Origin of the sequence: Streptomyces sp. NBC_00513 (assembly GCF_041431415.1) — a bacterium.
Classification (GTDB): Bacteria; Actinomycetota; Actinomycetes; order Streptomycetales; family Streptomycetaceae; genus Streptomyces.
In genome coordinates, this window is sequence record NZ_CP107845.1 from 6,846,528 (window position 1) to 6,865,492 (window position 18,965).

Genomic DNA, 18,965 nt, shown 5'->3' on the forward strand with positions numbered 1-18,965 from the left:
AGGAATGACCCTCGCGTGCCCGGAGAACTCGTGAGCCCCGCCGGAGGTCCGGCGGGGCTCACGAGTTCTCCGGGTGCCGGCACCCGGAGGCGTCTGGCGTCGGGTGTTTTCGGAACGGGGGCATGGGTCCGCCCGTCGGTCGCTGTCCCCGGGGGGTCCGACGGGCGGCATCCGAGTAGCACCGCAGCCCGCGGTCAATCGCTCGAATGTGTCAGGTCAGGCTAGGGCCGACCACTGACAGCGGCCGGGCGGGGGAGTGGCGACGGTCAGGCGGGACGGTCGCTGAAGCTCGGCAACGCCGGGATCGTGCCGACCGGCCAGCCGTCGATGTCGGCGGTGAAGTGCGGAGCGGGCACGGTTTCCCACCAGGTGCGGACCGCCGCGGTCACGCGCTCCGCCCCGGTCCGCGGGTCCACGTACGTCGTTTCCCGTTCACCGCTCCTGCGTACCGCGATCCGCCCTCGTTTGCAGCCGTCGGGGTAGTCGTTCCAGTTGACTCCGGCCTCCGACCGCAGCAACTCCCGCATGCCGCCGGACGACACGCCGTGCAGCCGCTCGTGGGGGAAATGGTTCTGCGCGGCCCTGCCGATGCTGTTGCGCACGGCGTCCCGCTGCCGCCACCGGAAGTAGTTGGCGACCTCGACGGGATCGGAGAGGGTGAACAGGCGGGCGTCGAACAGGGCCCGCCCGCCCGGACGTCGCTCGTTGAGCACCGCCGTGGCCAGCGACGCCGCGACGGACAACTGCTTCGCGACCACGCCGCCGAACCAAGGCTCGGTGCCCGCACTGTCGAAGTCGGTGTACAGGACGCTGATCTCGTCGGACTGCGTGTACGAGAACCGGGCGCCGGCGATCTCCGCGCACAATGCCTCGGCGACCGCGTCCATGTCCGCCATGAAGGCCTCGTCGAAGGGGCGGGTCGCTCCCCGTGTGTAGGTGCGGAACGCGCGGCCGTCGACCCGGAGCAATGTGTAGGTGCGACGCGGCAGGACCGCACGGTGTACCGCCTCGTACCGCTTCATCCGGTCGCCCAATGCCGTGCCGTCCGCCATGTCGTCCCTTCGTCCGTGTTGCCCCGGTCCGGGTTGCCCCAGTCTGGCACGCACGGACTGACGGGTCCGGAGTACGACGGTCGGGATGGCGGGCCCCGCGGCCGGACCTCGTACGCGCGGGCGCGCGGCGGCCCTCCCGTGGGGAGAGCGGGAGGGACGCGCGCCCGGGATGGTCCGGGAGCACACCGTATGCCCGGGTACACGGGCGCGGGTAGGCATATGACAAGGGGAATTCCGGATGGCCCGACACCGGGCTAGACGACGTCGGGGCCACCCTCGTCGAGCCCCTCGTCGAGGCGGCTGTCGTCCGGCCGGTCGTTGTCGAGGCCCCTGTCATCCGCCCCGTCGTGGTCGAGACCGTGGTCGTACGCTCCCGCCTCGACGCGCAGCGCCATCTCGCGCAGGACGTCCATGGAGGTGACGTCCGTCCGGCCGGAGTCGTGGACGGCCGCCAGCGAATTGAACGCCGCGGCGAAGGCTCCGACGATCGTGTGCATGGCGGGAGCCAGCGTCTCCCCGACGATGCGACCCACCTGGAGGGGAGTCGCGTCGGCCGGCACGCTGAAGTGCGGCATCATCTCGCTCAGCAACAGGGTGACGACGCCCGGCTCCGAGGTGGGACCGGCTTCGCCGCCGGCCTCGTGAGACCTGCGGATTTCCTGGGACTCCGTGAGGATCCCGATGACTCGCTTCATGATTTCCGCGCGCTCCATCTGCGGAGGGTAGCCCGTGCGGGGACGGCGGGTGCGGGGTTCTCGCGGGCCGGCCCGCCGCCGGGCGTCTGGCAGACTGGGCAGGGTTCTCCCAGGCGGTGCAGGACAGGAAACCGGTGCGAATCCGGTGCGGTCCCGCCACTGTGACCGGAGCCCGTCCGCGGGATCCGGGAGTCAGACACTGACGCACCGCCTCTTCACTTCGACCGGGGACGCGGATCCCCCGGAGAGGCTTCGCCATGTCGCGCTCGCGCACAGTTCTGCGCTCACTCATACCCCTCGCGCTGCTGGCGCCCCTGGCCGCCTGCGGGGGTTCGCCGGGCGGGAAGGGCGCGGGGTCGGACACGGCCTCCGGGAAGACGCCCGGGTTCCCGTACACCGTCACCAACTGTGGTGTCAGCACCACCTACCAGGCCCCGCCCCGTCGCGCGGTCACCATGAACCAGCACGCCACCGAGATCATGCTGGCGTTGGGGCTGGAGCAGAAGATCGTCGGCACCGCCTACCTGGACGACGCGATCCTGCCCGCCTACCGACCCGCCTACGACCGGATCAAGGTGCTGGCCAAGGAGTACCCCTCCAAGGAGGTGCTCCTCAACGCCAACCCCGACTTCGTGTACGGCGGCTACTCCAGCGCCTTCGACAAGGCGCAGGGACGTGATCGCGGGGGACTGGCCGCGTCGGGCATCAACTCTCGCCTCAACGTGGAGTACTGCGGTACCGGTCCGGTGGGACTGGAGCAGCTCAAGACCGAGATCACCGAAGTGGCACGCACCTTCGGCGTGCCGGAGCGCGGTGCGGCGCTGATCGAGGATCAGCAGCGGCGCATCGCCGCCGTCACCGCACGGGTCAAGGACAAGTCCAAGCCGGCCGTCTTCGCCTACGACTCGGGCGAGGCCTCCGCCTCGACCTCGGGGGGCACCGGCATCGGCAACGAGATCGTCTCCCTGGCCGGCGGGACGAACGTGTTCGCCGACCTCGACGACACCTTCGGCGACGTGTCCTGGGAGAAGGTCATCGAACGCAAGCCCGATGTCATCCTGATCTACGACTACGCGGGCACCACGGTCGAGGCCAAGAAGCAGCGCCTGCTGAACGACCCGGCTCTCGCACAGGTTCCCGCGATCAAGAACAAGCGGTTCGTGGTCCTCCCGCTGTCCACGGCCGTCCTCGGCGTGCGCGTCGCCGACGCCACCGAGTCCCTGGGGCGCCAACTGCACCCCGACGCCGCGTGAGCCCGCGCCGCACCCCGGTCGTCCTCGTCCTGCTCGCCGCCTCCCTGGTCGCCTCCGCCGTCGCGGGCCTCGCGCTGGGCGCGGTACGGATGGCCCCGGGCCAGGTGATCGACGTCCTCCTCGCAGGACCCGGAGCCGGAGCGGGAGCCGGCGGTGGAGCCGCCGGTGCCATCGTGTGGGACGTACGGATGCCCCGCCTCCTCCTCGGCGCCGTCGTCGGCGCCGGACTCGCCGTGGCCGGAACCGTGTTGCAGGCCCTCGTACGCAACCAACTCGCCGACCCCTTCCTGCTCGGCGCCTCCTCCGGCGCGTCGGCGGGAGCCGTACTGGTCATCGTCCTCGGCGCCGGAGTCCTCGACTTCGCGGGCGGGGCGGCGGTACCCGTCGCCGCGTTCGCGGGATCCATGGGCGCGCTCGTCGCCGTCTACGCGATGGCCCGGCGCGGCGGCACCATGACCACCGGCCGGCTGATCCTGGCCGGGGTCGCCGTCCAGTACGTCCTGTCCGCCCTCACCAGCCTGGTCCTGGTCCTGGCCGCGCACCCGGACCAGATCCGTACCGTCCTCTTCTGGACCCTCGGCGGTCTCGGCGGGGCCCGCTGGGACGAACTGGCCCTGCCCTCGGTCGCGCTGCTCCTCGGTACCGGCCTGCTGATCGCCCTCGCCCGCCCCCTGGACCTGCTGCTCGCGGGGGAGGAGGGCGCGCACACCCTGGGCCTCGACACCGCGCGGTTCCGGGCGGCGGTCTTCGTCCTCGCCTCGCTCGTCATCGGTGTACTGGTCGCCTACAGCGGAGCCATAGGCTTCGTCGGCCTGATGGTTCCGCACGCCGCCCGCATGGTGGTGGGCGCCGGACACCGGGCGCTGCTGCCGGTGGCCGCGCTGGGCGGGGCCGTGTTCCTGACCCTGGCGGACCTGGTCGCGCGGACCGCGGCGGCGCCCGAGGAGATACCGGTCGGCGTGGTCACCGCGCTGGTCGGCGGGCCGTTCTTCCTGTGGATGCTCCGCAGGTCCACCCGGACCGAGGGGGTGGCCGGATGAACCCGTCGACAGGACACCCGGTGGAACTCGCCGTCGAGGACGTGGGCTACGAGATCGACGGCCGGACCCTGCTGCACGGAGTCGACCTCACCGCCCGACCCGGCGAGACCGTCGGCGTGGTCGGCCCCAACGGCAGCGGCAAGACCACACTGCTGCGCTGCGTCTACGGCGCCCTGCGGCCCACCTCCGGCCGGGTGCTGCTGGACGGCGCCGACGCGGGGTCCATGGGCGTCAAGGACCGGGCCCGACGGGTGGCGGTGGTGCCACAGGACGCCTCCGGAACGTTCGGGTTGACGGTCCGCGAGGTCGTCGCCATGGGCCGCAGCCCCCACAAGCGGTTCTGGGAGCAGGACGGCCCCGACGACGCCCGACGCGTCGCCGAGGCCCTGGAGACCGTCGGGGCGGCCGGTTTCGCCGACCGCCGGTTCGACGAACTCTCCGGCGGCGAACGCCAACGCGCCCTGGTGGCCCGCGCGCTCGTCCAGGATCCCGGCCTGCTGGCCCTCGACGAGCCGACCAATCACCTCGACATCCGCTACCAGCTGGAGATCCTGACCCTGGTCCGCGCACTGCCGGCGACCGGCCTGCTGGTCCTGCACGACCTCAACCTGGCCGCGTCCTTCTGCGACCGGCTGTACGTGCTGGAAGCCGGCCGGGTGGTCGCCTCGGGAACCCCGGGCGAGGTGCTCACCGAGGAACTGCTGTCGCAGGTGTACGGGGTACGGACCCGGGTCGGCCCGCACCCGACGACAGGCGGCCCGAGCATCCAGTACCTGCCGCCCGAGCCTCCCCGGCTCAGCCCTGGAAGCCGTACGGGCGGGTGATCAGTTCCAACCAGTGGCCGGACGGGTCGGGGAAGTAGACGCCGTTGCCCCCGTCGTTGTGGTTGATCTCGCCCGGGTGCTTGCGATGCGGATCGGCGTAGTGCTCGGTTCCCGCCGCCTTGATCTTCGCGTAGGCCGCGTCGAACACGTCCTGAGAGACGAGGAACGCGTAGTGCTGGGGAGCGATGGACTCGCCGGGGGCGGCGGTCGCGAAGTCCAGGGTGACGCCGTTTCCGGTCTCGACGGGGATGAAGGGACCCCATTCGGTCCCGACCTCCAGACCCAGGATGTCGGCGAGGTACTCGGCGGACCGCCGGTTGTCACGACTGTGGACGATCGTGTGGTTCAGCTCTACTGACATGGGTGGATGCCTCCGAAAGGCATGTCACGGCGCCTCCATGCCTCACCCGGTCGGTGACCGACACGCGATGCCGTCCGCACGAGCCTAAGCACACGGATCGGGCCGGGTCCATCGGTATTCGGTCGAATGAGGCGCCGCGGAGCGGGGCGCCGCTGAACGGGTGTCCGCGACGGTGCCGGCTACCTGATCAGGAACGTCCGTCCGATCAGGAACGTCCGTCCGATCAGGAACGTCCGTCCGGTCAGGATCGTCCGTACACCGAATCGACGTTGTCCCGCGCGGGATGCGTCCGCCCCGCCGGCCCCGCCGCGAAGACCCGCAGCAGGTTCTCCGTCACCCGTGTGGTCAGCGCCCCGGCACGCGCGTCCAGACCGTGGTTGCCGCCGCCGCGTCCGTCGCCCTTCGCGTCGAGCGCCTCGACCCAGCGCATCGTCCCCGTGGCGAACACCCCGGCGCCGCTCGCCACGGTGTGATACGCCGTGTCCTGATGGCTGGGCCTGCCCTCGCAGACCACGGGGGAGTGGGCGATGATCTCGATCGGGCGGGGTGTCGGGAATCCGGTGTTCACCTTGTCGTACTCGACGCCGACCAGGTGCGCGAACCCGTCACCGGCCTTCACCCCCGTGCCCTCGAACAGCCAGTGCCCGGGCCGCGTCACCACATAGGGGGCGTCCACCGGGTAGCCGTCGTAGATGACACCGAGCAGGGAGCTCTCCGGGTCGGCCGCGGGAGCCGAGCGGAAGTCGACCGTCGCGGGGTGACCCCTTTTGAACCCCGGGTCCTGGGCGTAGGACGACTTGTAACAGACCACCGTGCGGTCCGGCCCCAGGTCCGACGGCTCCAGTCGGATCCGGCGGTAACAGCAGTTCGCGCCGAGTATCGCGATGTTGGTGCCGGCGTCCCTGGCCGCGGTGACGTGGGCCCGCTGCTCCGGGGACCAGTACTCGTCGTGTCCCGGCGAGAGCACGGCCGCCGCCCCCTCCAGCAGTCGCTTCTCCCGTGCCAGGTCGGTGGTCGTCGTGTACGCCAGTGGTATGCCGAGCCGCTCGGCAAGGGCGATCAGCGGTGCCTCGTAGACCAGGAACAGGCCCGCCCCGTCGTCGTACTCGTACGGCCGGTCGAAGGTCACGGCGAGTGAACGCGAGGCGTATCCGCCGCTGGGTCCGTCGTAGCTGCCGTAGCCGCCCCACCTGTTGTACGCCTGCCAGGTCGCCACCGCGTTCACGATGACGGTCCGTCCCTTCGTGGACGCCGAGCGGACGGTGAGCGGGACGAAACGCTGCCCCTCGGCGCCCTGCGCGTCGAGCCGGAGCAGGTAGCAACCCTCCGGCCAGCCACCGGTGTCGACCGTGGTGGTACGCGCCCACCGGGTGCGGACCATCCTGGTTCCCGCGTCCACGGTGTGCTCGGGTTGCCGGACCCCGGGCAGCGCCTGCGATCGCCACACCAGCCGGGCCCGCGCGCCGCCGTACCACCCCATGCGGTACGCGGAGACCGTGAACCGGGGCGCCGCGGTGGACACGTGCAGCCCGAACGACTCACCGGGAAGGACACTGACCCGGTCGGCGAAACCCTCGATGGCGCGAGCGGATCCGGCCTTGGCCACGTGCCAGTCGGCGTTTCCGGGTCGGGCGTTCTCGGCCTTGACGTCGAACACCCGGGACCCGGCCCCGGGAGAGGACTCCGACGCGTTCGGCGATCCCGACGGGGAGCCTCCCGACTTCGGATCCTCGCCCGCACCGGCCTCCTGCGCGTCGCCGTCGCCCGCGCAACCGGCGGCGGCACCGATCCCGACAGCGGTGACCGCTCCCGTCGCCGCGATGGCGATGAACCGCCGCCGGCCCGCGGAACCGATCCCCCCGGCCCTCTGTTCCTGATCCATGAAGGGCACGCTATGACACGCTCCGCCCTCTCCATTCGTCGGGTTGGACCGAATCGGACCGCCACACGGATCGTGGCCGTGCCGTCGGTTCCCTCCCGCACGGCCCCGTTCCCGACGGACGTCGCCCCGCGAGGCGTTGGGCGCGCGGGCATGGCCGATGTGCCGGCGGCGACCACCGCGGCGTTCGGGTGAACGGCGGTGAACTCCCTTGTCAGGGCGTCGAAGAGCATCGCCCGGTGCAGGGAACCGAGGGTGTTGTCGCGGTCTCCCCAGTGGATCCGCCCGCCAAGCCGCTCCTGGGGTAACTTCCTTTGGATCACGTGCAATCGCGAGAGCGGAGAAGGATCCATGCGTCACGTCTCCCTGGGCAGTTCAGGTCTGCGGGTCTCCGCGGTCGGCCTCGGCTGCAACAACTTCGGCGGCCGCCTCGACGCCCGCGCCACCCGCGCCGTCGTCGACGCCGCCCTCGACGCGGGCATCACCCTCCTCGACACCGCGGACATCTACGGAGGCCGGGGCGGCTCCGAGAGCCACCTCGGCCAAGCCCTCAAGGGCCGCCGCGACCAGGTCGTCCTCGCCACCAAGTTCGGCTACGACGGCGTCGACATGGGCTACGGGCCCGCGGCCGGGTCCCGCGGCGGGCGCGCCTACATCCGCCGCGCCGTCGAGGAGTCCCTGCGCCGGCTGGAGACCGACCACATCGACCTGTACCAGTTGCACAGTCCCGACCCGGACGTCCCCATCGCCGAAACCCTCGCCGCGCTCACCGAACTCGTCACCGAGGGCAAGGTCCGCTACATCGGACACTCCAACCTCAGCGGTTGGCAGCTCACCGAAGCCGCCCACGTCGCCCGGGAGATCGGCGCCGCGCCCTTCGTGTCGGCGCAGAACGAATGGTCGCTGCTCCAGCGTTCCGCCGAACGGGAACTCGTCCCGGCCGCGCTGCACCACGGCGTCGGCGTGCTCCCGTACTTCCCCCTGGCCAACGGCCTGCTCACCGGCAAGATCCGACGCGGCGCACCCGTCCCGCCCGGTTCGCGTCTCGAAGGCCGTGACGGCTACCTCACCGACGAGCGCCTGGACACGGTCGAGGCACTGGCCGGCCTCGCCGAGAAGTACGACCGCACGGTCCTGGAACTCGCCATCGGCTGGCTCTCCGCGCAGCCGGGCTGCGCCTCCGTCATCGCGGGCGCCACCTCCGCCGAACAGGTGCGGGCCAACGCGGCCGTCGCCGACCGGCCGCTGGAGGCCGCGCTGCTCGCCGAGATCGACGCCATCGACGGCATCGGCGACCCCGGCGCGGGGGCGCGGTGACCACGACCGCGCTCCGCTGCGCCGTTCTCGACGACCACCAGAACGTGGCGACCACCTCCGCCGACTGGTCCACGATCGCGGACCGGGTGGAGGTGGTCATCTACCGGGACCACCTGGACGACGAGGACCGGCTCGCGGCGCGCCTGGCCGCCTTCGACATCGTCGTCACCCTGCGCGAACGGGTCCCCTTCCCGGCCTCGTTGCTCGACCGACTGCCCCGCCTCGCCCTGCTCGTCGCGAGCGGCATGCGCAACTCCGTCATCGACCACGCCGCCGCCGCGCGGGGCGGCGTGACCGTGTGCGGCACGGGCAGTTCCTCCACCCCGCCCGTCGAACTCACCTGGGCCCTGCTCCTGGCCCTGGCGCGCGGCATCGTCCCCGAGAGCACCGCCCTGCGCACCGGAGGGCCCTGGCAGCAGACCCTCGGCGCCGACCTGCACGGACGCCGGCTCGGCCTGCTCGGCCTCGGGAAGATCGGCGGTCGGGTGGCCGGGATCGGCCTCGCCTTCGGCATGGAGGTCACGGCCTGGAGCCGGAACCTCACGAGGGAACGCGCCGACGAGGTGGGGGTGACCCTGGCCGCGTCCCGGGAGGAACTCCTCGCGGAGAGCGACTTCGTGTCCGTCCACCTCGCGCTGGGCGACCGCACCCGCGGCCTGATCGGGGCGCCGGAACTGGCGCTGATGCGCCCGTCCGCGTACCTCGTCAACACCTCGCGGGCAGCCATCGTCGACCAGGACGCGCTGATCGAGGCCCTGCGCGAGGGGCGGATCGCGGGCGCCGGTCTCGACGTCTTCGACATCGAGCCGCTGCCGCGGGACCATCCCGTGCGCACGACGCCGAACCTGTTGGCCACGCCCCACCTGGGCTACGTCACGCGGGACAACTACGCGACGTACTACGGACAGGCCGTCGAGGACATCCGCGCGTACCTCGACGGCGCGCCCGTCCGGGTGCTCGGTTAGGTCGTGCGGCAGCACGTGCGAACGGCCCGGGCGGGCCCGCGAGGAGCGGGCCCGCCCGGGCCGTTCGGTCCGTCCGTCCGGGCGGCGGCAGGTTCAGGACACGATGTCCTTGCGGGAGAAGCCCCGGAACGCGAGCGCGAACAGCACCACCGCGTACGACACGGACACCACCGTGCCCTTGATCATCCCGCCCCACTCCAGGTGGGGCTGGAGGGCGTCCGCCCACGCGAACTGCCAGTGCGCGGGCAGGAACTCGCGCCACGAGCCGAGCGCGGTCACCGCGTCCAGGACGTTCCCGACGATGGTCAGCCCGACCGCGCCGCCGACCGCGCCGAGCGGCGCGTCCGTGCGCGTCGACAGCCAGAACGCCAGTCCGGCCGTGACCAGCTGCGACACGAAGACGAACGCGACGGCAATCGCGAGCCTCGGCAGCGTGTCACCGGCCGCCAACGTCCCGCCGGTGGGCAGCTTCAGCGGCCCCCAGCCGTACGCGACCGTGCCCGCCGCCAACGCCACCACCGGCAGCAGCACCATGGCGGCGAGGCTGAACCCGAGGGCCACCACCAGCTTGCTCCACAGCAACCGGGCCCGGGGCACCGGCGACGCCAGCAGGTAGCGGAGCGAGGACCAGCTCGCCTCCGAGGCGACGGTGTCCCCGCAGAACAGCGCGACCGGCACCACCAGGAGGAAGCCGGCCGACACGAACAGGCAGGTGGCCGCGAAGTTCGCGCCCGAGGCCGTCGCCGTGTCGATCAGGGTGATCCGGCCGTTGCCGCCGCCGCGTTCGTCGGGCGTGCCGCCCACCGCGAAAGCGATGATCATGATGAAGGGGAGTGCCGCGAGGATCCCGCCCATCACCAGGGTCCGCCGCCGTCGCCACTGGCGCAGCGCCTCCACGCGCAAGGGCAGCGTACGGCCGGCGCGGTAGCCGTCGGCCACCTCTGTCACGGCGGGCTCTGTCACGGCGCTCACGCCGAACCTCCGATCAGGGTGAGGAACGCGTCCTCCAGCCGGCGGTGCGGTCCCACCGCGGAGACCGGCACCTCCAGCCGTACGAGTTCCGCGATCAGCTCGGCGGCCGTCGCGCCTTCGAGCCGTACGAGCAGTCCGTCGTCGGCGGTCACCACCGAACCGACCCCTTCCAGCGCCGCCACCTTCTCGACGAGGAGTTCGTCCACCGCCCCGGCCAGGGTCACCAGCAGGGTGTCCCCGCCGCCGGTGATCTCCGCGACGTCGCCCGCCTGCACGAGCCGGCCGCGGTCCATGACGACCAGGTGCGTGCACGACTGCTCCACCTCGGAGAGGAGGTGGCTGGAGACGATGACCGTGCGCCCGGCCGCCGCGTACCGGATCATGACGTCACGCATCTCCCGGATCTGTGGCGGGTCCAGGCCGTTCGTCGGCTCGTCGAGGATCAGCAGGTCCGGCATGCCGAGCATGGCCTGCGCGATGGCGAGCCGCTGCCGCATGCCCTGGGAGTAGGTCCGCACGGCGCGTTCCAGCGCGTCGCCCAGTCCGGCGATCTCCAGGGCCTCCGCCATGTGGGAGTCCGCCGCGGGGCGGCCCGTGGCCTGCCAGTACAGCTCCAGGTTCGCCCGGCCCGTCAGGTGCGGGAGGAAGCCCGCGCCCTCCACGAAGGCGCCGACCCGCGACAGCACCGGAGAACCGGCCCGGACCGCGTGCCCGAACACCCTGATCTCACCGGCGTCCGGGGAGATCAGCCCCATCAGCATCCGCAGGGTGGTGGTCTTGCCCGCGCCGTTGGGGCCGAGCAGACCCAGCACCTGACCCTTCTCCACCCGGAACGACAGGTCCCGTACGGCGTAGCGGTCCCGGGCCTTCGCGTAGCGCTTCGTCAGCCCGGTGATCTCCAGCGGCACGTCGGCCAACGCGGGATCGGGCCGGGTCGCCCCGGCCCGTTCCCCGGCGCGGCCCCGTCCGTTCCGCCGGATTCCCAACAGCCCCGCGGCCAGGGCCAGGGCGCCCAGGGGAAGCCCCCAGGTCCAGCCGGGCATGCTCGCGGCCGCGGTGCGCACCCCCGGGACGACGGGCACCGACAGCGGGCCCTGCGCCGAGACGGTGTACGTGGCGGGCGCGGCGGGCGACGCGTATCCGAGATCGGTGGCCGCCATCACGAGGCGCAGCCGGTGGCCGGCCTCGACGGCGTGGTCGACGGCCGGCAGCCGGACCTGGACGGTACGGCCCTGTCCGGCGTCCGTGACCCGGATCGGGGCGACCAGTTGGCCGGGCAGTACCTGCCCGCGTCCGTCGGGCCCGACGTCGTACACCTTGCCGAACAACACGGCCGAACCGTCGGTAGCCGTCGACCTCACGTTCAGGGTGATGGTCGGGGTGCCGGTGATCCGCACCTCCTCGGTCATCGGCCGCGATTCGAAGCGGGCGTTCTGCCCGGGGAAGTCCAGCGAGAGCCCGGCCCCGAAGGCGGCGAGTTGTCCGCCGATCCCGGGCAGCGAGGACAGGGACGGCGGGGTGCCGCCCGCCGGATTGGCGAACGTCTGCTCGCGGCCGGTGAGCGCGAACTCCCGGGGCGTCGAGGTGAGCCCGGGATAGCGGTCGTCACTCGCGCCGCGCACCTGCACGGTCCCGTCCGTGGAATCGATCCCGCCGGTGCGCGAGACCCGGAACACGGGGCCCGTGTCCACCTGCTCGTCGCCCTTGAGGTAGCGGTCGAACCAGGCCGTCACCCGCGCCTCGACCCGGCCGGCCTCGCGCATCCCGCCGTCGTGGCCGCCGCTCGCCCAGTCCACGGACACGGGCGCGCCGTTCGCCGTGATGGCCTTGGCCATGGCGTCGGCCTGGTCGAGCGGGAAGAGCGAGTCGTCCTGCCCCTGCACGATCAGGGTGGGCACCTTGATCTTGTCGCCCACCGCCGAGGGGCTGCGTGCGGCCAGCAGCTCGCGGGCCTCGGCGTCGGGCTTCCCGGCGACCGCGACCCGCTCGTACATCGCGCACAGCTCCGGCTGGAACCGTCCGCAGCCGGGCACGGCCGCGGGGTCGGTGGACCGCGCCGACGGCTGGAGGCCGGCCGCACCGCCCGCCGCGCCGCCCCCGGTCGCACCGCCGCCGGCGGCGCCCGTGGTGAAGAAGATGCCGGTCCACAGCTTCTTGAACACGTCGTTCGGGAAGAGGGAGTCGGCGAGGTTCCAGTACGTGATCTGCGGGGCGATGGCGTCCACCCGGTGGTCGTACCCGGCCGCGAGGAGCGCCGCCGCACCGCCGTACGAGGCCCCGGCCACGCCCACGCGCGGATCGCCGGGCGCGTCGAGCCGCACCTCGGGTCGGGTCGCGAGCCAGTCGACGAGCCGGGAGACGTCCTTGCCCTCCAGCGCGGGATCGTTCAGCCCGATCCGGCCGCCCGAGCGGCCGAAGCCGCGCGCCGACCAGGTCAGTACCGCGTACCCGTCCCGGGCCAGCCGTTCCGCCTGCGCGCGGACGTCGTCCTTGCTGCCGCCGAAGCCGTGGCCGAGCAGCACGGCGGGCCGTTTCCGCGTCGCCTCCCCGCCCTCGCCGGCCGTGAAGTACGAGATGTCGATCCCGGCGTCGGGCATCTGCAATACGTGGTCCTGGCGTTGCACGCCGGGCGGGTCGGACGCCGCGGCGGTGGCCGTCAACGTACCGGCCCCCGCCAGGACGACCAGCGCGGCGCCGCCGGCCAACAGGCGGTCCCGGCGACGCCGGGGCAGTCGGAGCTTCATACAGGAAGCCTAGACGTCTCGGAGCCGCCGCCGGAGCGCCCGCAGGGTGAGCCCGACACCTTCTCAAGGACTACCCGGGCGGCCCCCCGTACCGCGCCTGCCGTACGCGCGGGCCTGCCGTACGGGTCGACCCGCACGGTCGGCCCCGCAGCCGATCCGCGCGGCCGACCTGCGCACGGGCACGAGCGGCGGCAGGATGGTCCGCATGCTGCTCGCCGAGGTCGCGCGCGTGTCCCGGGAGGTCTCCGAGACCTCCGCCCGCTCCGCGAAGACCGCCCTGCTCGCCGAGGTGTTCGCCGCCGCGCCCGCGGAGGAGGCCGCCGTCGTCGTCTCCTACCTCGCCGGGCGGCTGCCCCAGGGCCGCCCCGGCATCGGATGGCGCACCCTCGGCCGCGAGATCGCCCCCGCGCCGGAGCCGACCCTCACCGTCGGCGAGGTCGACGCCGCCGTGACCGAACTGGCCGCCGTCGCGGGCCCCGGTTCCCGCGCCGAACGGCACCGGATCGTGGACGCCCTGTTCGGCGCGGCCACCGAGGCCGAGCAACGTTTCCTGCGCGGTCTGCTCTTCGGCGAGGTGCGCCAGGGCGCGCTCGACGCCGTCGCGTTGGACGCGGTGGCCGCGGCCGCCGGGGTGCCGGCCGCCGCGCTGCGCCGCGCCGTGATGGTGGACGGGTCCCTGCCCCGGGTCGCCGCGGCGGTGCTGGCCGAGGGGGCGGGGGCGCTGGAGCGGGTGACCCTGCGGGTCGGCCGGCCGGTTCAGCCGATGCTCGCCGGCACGGCCGCGTCGGTGACGGAGGCGCTGGCCGCGCTCGGACCCTGCGCGGTGGAGGAGAAGCTGGACGGGATCCGCGTCCAGGTGCACCGCGACGGGCCGGACGTACGGATCTACACCCGCTCCCTGGACGAGATCACCGACCGGCTGCCGGAGGTCGCCGAACTGGCCCTGACGCTGCCCGGCGAGCGGTTCATCCTCGACGGCGAGGTCGTCGGGCAGGGCCCCGACGGGCGGCCGGTCCCCTTCCAGGAGGTCGCGAGCCGCGTGGGCTCCCGGGTGGACGTGGCGGCCGCCCGGCAGACCCTTCCCGTCCGCGTCCACTTCTTCGACGTCCTGGCCGCGGGGGAGGAGGTGCTCCTCGACCTGCCCGTGCGCGAGAGGTACGCGGAGCTCGCGCGGCTGGTCCCGGAGTCCTCCCGCGTACGGCGGCTGGCGGTGGAGGACCCGGCGGCCGGGGGCGCGACGGCCGCCGCCGAGGAGTTCGCGGCCGAGTCCCTGCGCCGGGGCCACGAGGGGGTGGTGATCAAGGGTCTCGACTCGCTCTACGCGGCCGGCCGGCGCGGCACGCACTGGCTCAAGGTCAAGCCCGTGCACACCCTCGACCTGGTGGTCCTGGCCGCCGAATGGGGACACGGGAGGCGCACGGGCCTCCTGTCGAACCTGCATCTGGGCGCCCGCGCCGCCGACGGTACCCACGCCATGCTCGGCAAGACCTTCAAGGGCCTCACCGACGTGATGCTGCGCTGGCAGACCGAGCGGCTGTTGGAACTGGCGGTGGAGGACGACGGCTTCACGGTCCGGGTCCGACCCGAGCTGGTGGTGGAGATCGCCTACGACGGCCTGCAACGCTCCTCGCGCTATCCGGCCGGGGTCGCGCTGCGGTTCGCGCGGGTGCTGCGGCACCGCCCGGACAAGGACGCCGGGCAGGCGGATACCGTGGAGACCGTGCTCGGCGAACGCCCCGCGTAGGCGGCGAGCGGAGCTTTTGCCTCAGAGGCAAGAGTGTTTGCCAGTGAGGTAAGAATCTGGCTCAATCGAGGCATGACAACCGGTCCTGCCCCCGGCCCCGAAGAAGCGGCCGACCCCGACGACACGTCGGGGGAACTCCCCACCGTGGCCCCGCGCCTGCGCGACCTGCGTCGCCGCGCCGGGCTCACCCTGGAGGCGGCCGCCGCACGCGCCCGACTGTCGCCCGCCCACCTGTCGCGCCTGGAGACGGGCCGCCGCACACCCTCGTTGCCGCTGCTGCTCGGACTGGCTCGCACCTACGGAACGACGGTCTCCGAACTGCTCGGCGAGACCTCGGCCGCGGCCGACCCCATCGTACGGGGCGGCGGACCCGGGGCCCGCGAGGCCGACGGCTGGACCTACTGGCCGGCCGGCGGTTCGGGGCGGGGCATGCAGGCGCTGCGCGTGCACGTTCCACAGGGCCAGGTCCAGGGCGAGCTGGTCAGGGTCCACCCCGGCGAGGAGTGGCTGTACGTCCTCACCGGGCGGCTGCGGCTGCACCTGGGGGAGGCCGAGCACCTGCTCGCCCCGGGGGACAGCGCGCACTTCGACTCGCTCACCCCCCACCGGATCGGCGCGGCCGACGCCGCCGGCGCGGACCTGCTGTTCGTCCACACGCTGCTGCAGAGCGGCCTCGCCGGGGTGTGTCTCGGCGGCTCCCCCCAGCACCACCACTAGCCGAGGAGTCGCACCATGTCCCAGGGAGAGAACGTGACCGCCACCGCGAACGAGGCGCCCGGTGTTCCCGCGCACGACGTCCCGGCCGGTCCCGCCGAACAGACCGGTCCCGCCGATCAGAGCGGCTCGGCCGATCCGGGCGGCCCGGCCGACTCGCAGGAGACCGGCTCGGCGCCGGACACCCTGCTGAAGCGTTTCGAGTCCAAGTTCCCGCGCGGCCTGATCATCCGCCTGGTCGCCTACCTCTTCGTCGGCCACCTCTTCGCCTTCTTCGTCTACCTGCTCTTCGTGCTGGGCGCCGAGAACCAGTAGGGAGGGTTCCGACGGGGGCGGCGCGCACGCCCGCCGTCGGATCCGCCGCCCCGCCGCGGGGCTCAGCCCGCGGCGGGTTGCTGCATCGTGGAGCAGTGGATGCCTCCGCCGCCGCCCATCAGCCGGTCCACGTCGAGCTGGACGACCTCACGGCCCGGGAAGGCCGCCGCGAGCGCCTGGCGGGCGCCCGCGTCCTTGGTCCGGTCCCCGAACTGCGAGGTGATCACCGCTCCGTTGGCCACGTGAAAGTTCAGGTAGGAGTCGACGAAGTCGGGGTTGTCGGAGCGCAGGGTGTCCGGGCCGTCGACCTTGAGGACCTGGAGCCGGCGGCCCTTGGCGTCGGTGGCGGCGGACAGGATCGCGAGTTGCTGCCGGGCGTCCTTGGCCCAGATGTCGGTGCGGTCGGCGGGCGGTACCTGGACCATCACGACGCCGGGTCGGATGAACCGGGAGGTGACGTCGATGTGGTCGTCGGTGATGTCCTGCCCCTTGATCCCGGGGACCCAGAGCATCTTGTCCGCGCCGTAGGCGGCGAGGACCTTGGCCTCCACCTGGGCCCGACCGAGTCCCGGGTTGCGGTTCTTGTTGACGAGGCTGCTCTCGGTCGCCATCAGGGTGCCGTCGCCGTCGGTCTCGACCGAGCCGCCCTCGCCGACGAACGTCGACGTGCCGAACGGCAGCGATTCGCGGGACGCGATCAGCCGGGCCACGTTCTCGTCCTTGCGGTGGGTCTGCTTGTTGCCCCACCCGTTGAAGCCCAGCCCGATCGCGTCCACGGCGCCCGCGCCGTCGCGGCGGAAGACGGCGCCGGTGTCGCGCATCCAGAGGTCGTCGACCGGGATGGTGGAGATGACGGTGACGGTGGAACCGCAGCGGGACCGGGCGGTCGCCGCCGCGCTCGCGTCCGCCGCGCACATCACGACGGGCTCGAAGCGGGCGACCGTACGGGCGATGAGTGCGATGTCCTGCTGTACGCCGGCGAGGTCGGAGCCCCAGATGGAGCGGTTGGAGGGCCAGGCCATCCAGGTGCGCAGGTGCCGGACGTCGTCGAGCGGGACGGTCATCCGGCCGGCCGCCGCCCCGGCCCGGGCTGCCTGGCCCGCCTGCGCCGACTGCGGGACGAGGCCGCCGAGTGCCAGTCCGACGGCGCCGACTCCCGCCGAGCGCAACAGGGTTCTACGGCTTGGATTCATTTCGAACCTCCGGAGGAGGGGGGATGAGGGGTAGCCGCACTGTGGCACTAACTGAAATTTCAGTCAAGGAGTTGGGCGTGCGTCGACCGGGACCGGGTCGACGACCGCGGTTCCGTCAACTTCCCCGCGGTCGGATCGAGTTCGGCCTGACCGGCCGGGGTCGTGCCGGCGGCCCGGGAACCGCCGAACCCCCTCACCCGTGACGACCGGCCGCCGGTGGTCGCCCCGCCGGAGCCGGGCCCCGGGCGGTGTCCCGGTGAGGTGTCACCGCCGCGTCGCCCGCGGGGATTCGAGCGCCGGGGCGGTGACCCCGCACTGGGTACGACACTGCGGCTGGAGGGCGTCGGGCGCGGGCTTGCGCACGGTCGCCCACGCCAGCACCGCGCCGACGACGAGGATCCCGGCGCACCAGGGCATGGCGCGGTCGAACGCCGCGTCGAAGAGATCGGCGGAGAGGTAGGCGTCGGGCCCCATCCCCGCCAGCAGCGGCAGCGCCGCCACCGCGAGGAGCCCGGCGACGCGGGCGGCGGCGTTGTTGATGCCGCTGGCCAGGCCCGCCCGGCCCGGGTCCACCGAGGCCAGTACCGTCGCCGTCAGCGGGGCCACCAGGGCCACCATTCCCATTCCCATCACGATCAGGGCGGGCAGCACGTCCTGTACGTACGAGGCGTGCGGCCCGACCCGCGACATCAGCAGCATTCCGGCCGCGCAGAGCAGCGGCCCCACCGTCAGCGGGATCCGCGGTCCGATCCGTTCGGCCAACGCCCCCGACCGGGCGGACAGCAGCAGCATGAGCACGGTGGTGGGCAGCAGGGCGGCCCCGGCGGCCAGCGCGGAGTATCCGGCCACCACCTGGAGCTGGAGCACGGACAGGAAGAAGAAGCCGCCGAAGGCCGCGTACACGCACAGGGTGACCAGGTTGACCGCCGTGAACTGTCGTGAGGCGAAGATGTCCGGCGGCACCATCGGGTCGGCCCGCCGCCGCTCCACGTACACGAACACGCCGGCCAGCAGCACACCGCCGACGGCCGCCGCGATGACGAGCGCGCCGCCGTTGCGGGCCTCGATCAGCGCGTAGGTGACCAGCGCGAGCGAGCCGGCGCCGAGCGCGGCGCCGGCCACGTCGAACGTGCCGTGCGCGTGCGGGTCCCGGGACTCCGGTACGTGCCGCAGGGCCACCGGCACGCACAGCGCGGCCAGCGGGATGTTGATGAGGAACACCCAGCGCCACCCCGGCCCGTCCACCAGCCAGCCGCCGAGGAACGGACCCACGGCCGCGCCCACCCCGCCGAACCCCGACCACAGGCCGACCGCCCGGGACCGGTCGTCGGCGTGGATCGACCCCTGGATCAGCGCGAGCGAACCGGGCGTCAGCAGCGCGCCGCCGACGCCCTGGAGGGCGCGGGCGGCGATGAGCACCCCGGCGTTCGGCGCGATGCCGCAGAGCAGCGAGCCCAGCGCGAACCACACCACGCCGACGACGAAGATCCGGCGCCGTCCGAACCGGTCGCCGAGCGCCCCGCCGACCAGGATCAGGCCGGCCAGGGTCAGCAGGTAGGCGTTGACCGTCCACTGGAGCACCGCGAGGTCGGCGTCCAGATCCCGCCCGATGGCGGGGAGGGCCACGTTGACCACCGTCGAGTCGAGCAGGGCCATGCCCGATCCGAGGACGGTGGTCAGCAGGATCCACCTGCCCCGGGGGGAGGCGAGCGGGACGTCGGGTCGGGGCGGCTCGGGTGACGGCCGGTCGGGTGTGGTCATGTCCCCAGGCTGGCGCGGTCGACCGGCATGGGCCACCCGGCCGGCCCGAAACTCGGCTCAATAGGCGCTCTTGTAATGAACATGACCCCTCGAACAACATGACCCGCGCACATCACGCACGCCCTTTCCGCACAAC

General features: G+C 72.9%; 16 protein-coding genes and 1 riboswitch. Of the genes, 8 read left to right on the forward strand and 8 right to left on the reverse strand.

The window, feature by feature from the left end; all coding sequences use genetic code 11:
* Window positions 1-266: 266 nt before the first annotated feature.
* Window positions 267-1,052 carry a tRNA(His) guanylyltransferase Thg1 family protein gene (locus OHA84_RS30990; RefSeq protein ID WP_266968673.1) on the reverse strand — a complete coding sequence of 262 codons (786 nt, stop codon included), beginning with the start codon at window positions 1,050-1,052 and terminating at the stop codon, window positions 267-269.
* A gap of 254 nt (window positions 1,053-1,306) precedes the next feature.
* Complete coding sequence (locus tag OHA84_RS30995; RefSeq protein WP_266968672.1) at window positions 1,307-1,765, reverse strand: hypothetical protein; 459 nt, start codon at window positions 1,763-1,765, stop codon at window positions 1,307-1,309.
* A 66-nt stretch (window positions 1,766-1,831) separates the two neighbouring features.
* Window positions 1,832-1,970: riboswitch (cobalamin riboswitch) on the forward strand.
* A gap of 34 nt (window positions 1,971-2,004) precedes the next feature.
* Between OHA84_RS30995 and OHA84_RS31000 the strand changes: the two genes are divergently transcribed.
* The 3 genes from OHA84_RS31000 to OHA84_RS31010 are packed head-to-tail and all read left to right on the forward strand — an operon-like array spanning window position 2,005 to window position 4,864.
* Entirely contained in the window at window positions 2,005-3,000 is a 996-nt protein-coding gene (locus OHA84_RS31000; protein WP_266968670.1) for an ABC transporter substrate-binding protein, read from the forward strand.
* Window positions 2,997-4,040: an iron ABC transporter permease gene (locus OHA84_RS31005; RefSeq protein ID WP_266968668.1), complete on the forward strand. Its 1,044-nt coding sequence runs from the start codon at window positions 2,997-2,999 to the stop codon at window positions 4,038-4,040. Before OHA84_RS31000 ends, OHA84_RS31005 begins: the two co-directional genes overlap by 4 nt.
* Window positions 4,037-4,864 carry an ABC transporter ATP-binding protein gene (locus OHA84_RS31010; protein WP_266968666.1) on the forward strand — a complete coding sequence of 276 codons (828 nt, stop codon included), beginning with the start codon at window positions 4,037-4,039 and terminating at the stop codon, window positions 4,862-4,864. The genes OHA84_RS31005 and OHA84_RS31010 overlap by 4 nt, the downstream gene beginning before the upstream one ends.
* On the opposite strand, the gene OHA84_RS31015 is transcribed toward OHA84_RS31010, so the two are convergent.
* Both OHA84_RS31015 and OHA84_RS31020 read right to left on the reverse strand, forming a co-directional pair.
* On the reverse strand, window positions 4,836-5,225 hold the full coding sequence (locus OHA84_RS31015; RefSeq protein WP_266968664.1) for a VOC family protein: 390 nt from the start codon (window positions 5,223-5,225) through the stop codon (window positions 4,836-4,838). The two genes, OHA84_RS31010 and OHA84_RS31015, sit on opposite strands and share 29 nt — an antisense overlap.
* Before the next feature lie 241 nt (window positions 5,226-5,466).
* A complete protein-coding gene (locus tag OHA84_RS31020; RefSeq protein ID WP_266968661.1) occupies window positions 5,467-7,107 on the reverse strand; it encodes a N,N-dimethylformamidase beta subunit family domain-containing protein in 1,641 nt (546 codons plus the stop codon).
* 348 nt (window positions 7,108-7,455) lie between these two features.
* Here OHA84_RS31020 and OHA84_RS31025 point away from each other — a divergent pair, with 348 nt between their 5' ends.
* Together OHA84_RS31025 and OHA84_RS31030 are read left to right on the forward strand one after the other, a co-directional pair.
* A complete protein-coding gene (locus OHA84_RS31025; protein WP_266968659.1) occupies window positions 7,456-8,421 on the forward strand; it encodes an aldo/keto reductase in 966 nt (321 codons plus the stop codon).
* Window positions 8,418-9,386: a D-2-hydroxyacid dehydrogenase family protein gene (locus OHA84_RS31030; protein WP_266968657.1), complete on the forward strand. Its 969-nt coding sequence runs from the start codon at window positions 8,418-8,420 to the stop codon at window positions 9,384-9,386. The genes OHA84_RS31025 and OHA84_RS31030 overlap by 4 nt, the downstream gene beginning before the upstream one ends.
* A gap of 93 nt (window positions 9,387-9,479) precedes the next feature.
* Here the strand turns inward: OHA84_RS31030 and OHA84_RS31035 are convergent, their stop codons facing one another.
* A complete protein-coding gene (locus OHA84_RS31035; protein ID WP_266953075.1) occupies window positions 9,480-10,358 on the reverse strand; it encodes an ABC transporter permease in 879 nt (292 codons plus the stop codon).
* Window positions 10,355-13,102 carry an alpha/beta fold hydrolase gene (locus OHA84_RS31040; RefSeq protein WP_266968655.1) on the reverse strand — a complete coding sequence of 916 codons (2,748 nt, stop codon included), beginning with the start codon at window positions 13,100-13,102 and terminating at the stop codon, window positions 10,355-10,357. The genes OHA84_RS31035 and OHA84_RS31040 overlap by 4 nt, the downstream gene beginning before the upstream one ends.
* Before the next feature lie 205 nt (window positions 13,103-13,307).
* On the opposite strand from OHA84_RS31040, the gene OHA84_RS31045 reads away from it, so the two are divergent.
* The 3 genes from OHA84_RS31045 (at window position 13,308) to OHA84_RS31055 (ending at window position 15,875) form a co-directional block, all read left to right on the forward strand.
* Window positions 13,308-14,846, forward strand: coding sequence for an ATP-dependent DNA ligase (locus OHA84_RS31045; RefSeq protein WP_266968653.1), 1,539 nt, complete (start codon window positions 13,308-13,310; stop codon window positions 14,844-14,846).
* 72 nt (window positions 14,847-14,918) lie between these two features.
* Window positions 14,919-15,563 (forward strand): helix-turn-helix domain-containing protein, encoded by a 645-nt coding sequence (locus tag OHA84_RS31050; protein ID WP_266968651.1) that lies wholly within the window; start codon window positions 14,919-14,921, stop codon window positions 15,561-15,563.
* Between the two features lie 15 nt (window positions 15,564-15,578).
* Window positions 15,579-15,875 carry a DUF6126 family protein gene (locus OHA84_RS31055; protein ID WP_371591504.1) on the forward strand — a complete coding sequence of 99 codons (297 nt, stop codon included), beginning with the start codon at window positions 15,579-15,581 and terminating at the stop codon, window positions 15,873-15,875.
* 62 nt (window positions 15,876-15,937) lie between these two features.
* Here OHA84_RS31055 and OHA84_RS31060 read toward each other — a convergent pair whose 3' ends face one another.
* Together OHA84_RS31060 and OHA84_RS31065 are read right to left on the reverse strand one after the other, a co-directional pair.
* Window positions 15,938-17,068: an agmatine/peptidylarginine deiminase gene (locus tag OHA84_RS31060; RefSeq protein ID WP_266968649.1), complete on the reverse strand. Its 1,131-nt coding sequence runs from the start codon at window positions 17,066-17,068 to the stop codon at window positions 15,938-15,940.
* A gap of 264 nt (window positions 17,069-17,332) precedes the next feature.
* Window positions 17,333-18,829, reverse strand: coding sequence for an MFS transporter (locus OHA84_RS31065; protein WP_266968647.1), 1,497 nt, complete (start codon window positions 18,827-18,829; stop codon window positions 17,333-17,335).
* Window positions 18,830-18,965 lie beyond the last annotated feature (136 nt).

Coding starts and splice junctions, on each gene's coding strand:
- OHA84_RS30990 (WP_266968673.1), bottom strand. CDS start 1,052: ATGGCGGACGGCACGGCATTGGGCGACCGGATGAAGCGGTACGAGGCG.
- OHA84_RS30995 (WP_266968672.1), bottom strand. CDS start 1,765: ATGGAGCGCGCGGAAATCATGAAGCGAGTCATCGGGATCCTCACGGAG.
- OHA84_RS31000 (WP_266968670.1), top strand. CDS start 2,005: ATGTCGCGCTCGCGCACAGTTCTGCGCTCACTCATACCCCTCGCGCTG.
- OHA84_RS31010 (WP_266968666.1), top strand. CDS start 4,037: ATGAACCCGTCGACAGGACACCCGGTGGAACTCGCCGTCGAGGACGTG.
- OHA84_RS31015 (WP_266968664.1), bottom strand. CDS start 5,225: ATGTCAGTAGAGCTGAACCACACGATCGTCCACAGTCGTGACAACCGG.
- OHA84_RS31020 (WP_266968661.1), bottom strand. CDS start 7,107: ATGGATCAGGAACAGAGGGCCGGGGGGATCGGTTCCGCGGGCCGGCGG.
- OHA84_RS31025 (WP_266968659.1), top strand. CDS start 7,456: ATGCGTCACGTCTCCCTGGGCAGTTCAGGTCTGCGGGTCTCCGCGGTC.
- OHA84_RS31040 (WP_266968655.1), bottom strand. CDS start 13,102: ATGAAGCTCCGACTGCCCCGGCGTCGCCGGGACCGCCTGTTGGCCGGC.
- OHA84_RS31045 (WP_266968653.1), top strand. CDS start 13,308: ATGCTGCTCGCCGAGGTCGCGCGCGTGTCCCGGGAGGTCTCCGAGACC.
- OHA84_RS31050 (WP_266968651.1), top strand. CDS start 14,919: ATGACAACCGGTCCTGCCCCCGGCCCCGAAGAAGCGGCCGACCCCGAC.
- OHA84_RS31055 (WP_371591504.1), top strand. CDS start 15,579: ATGTCCCAGGGAGAGAACGTGACCGCCACCGCGAACGAGGCGCCCGGT.
- OHA84_RS31060 (WP_266968649.1), bottom strand. CDS start 17,068: ATGAATCCAAGCCGTAGAACCCTGTTGCGCTCGGCGGGAGTCGGCGCC.
- OHA84_RS31065 (WP_266968647.1), bottom strand. CDS start 18,829: ATGACCACACCCGACCGGCCGTCACCCGAGCCGCCCCGACCCGACGTC.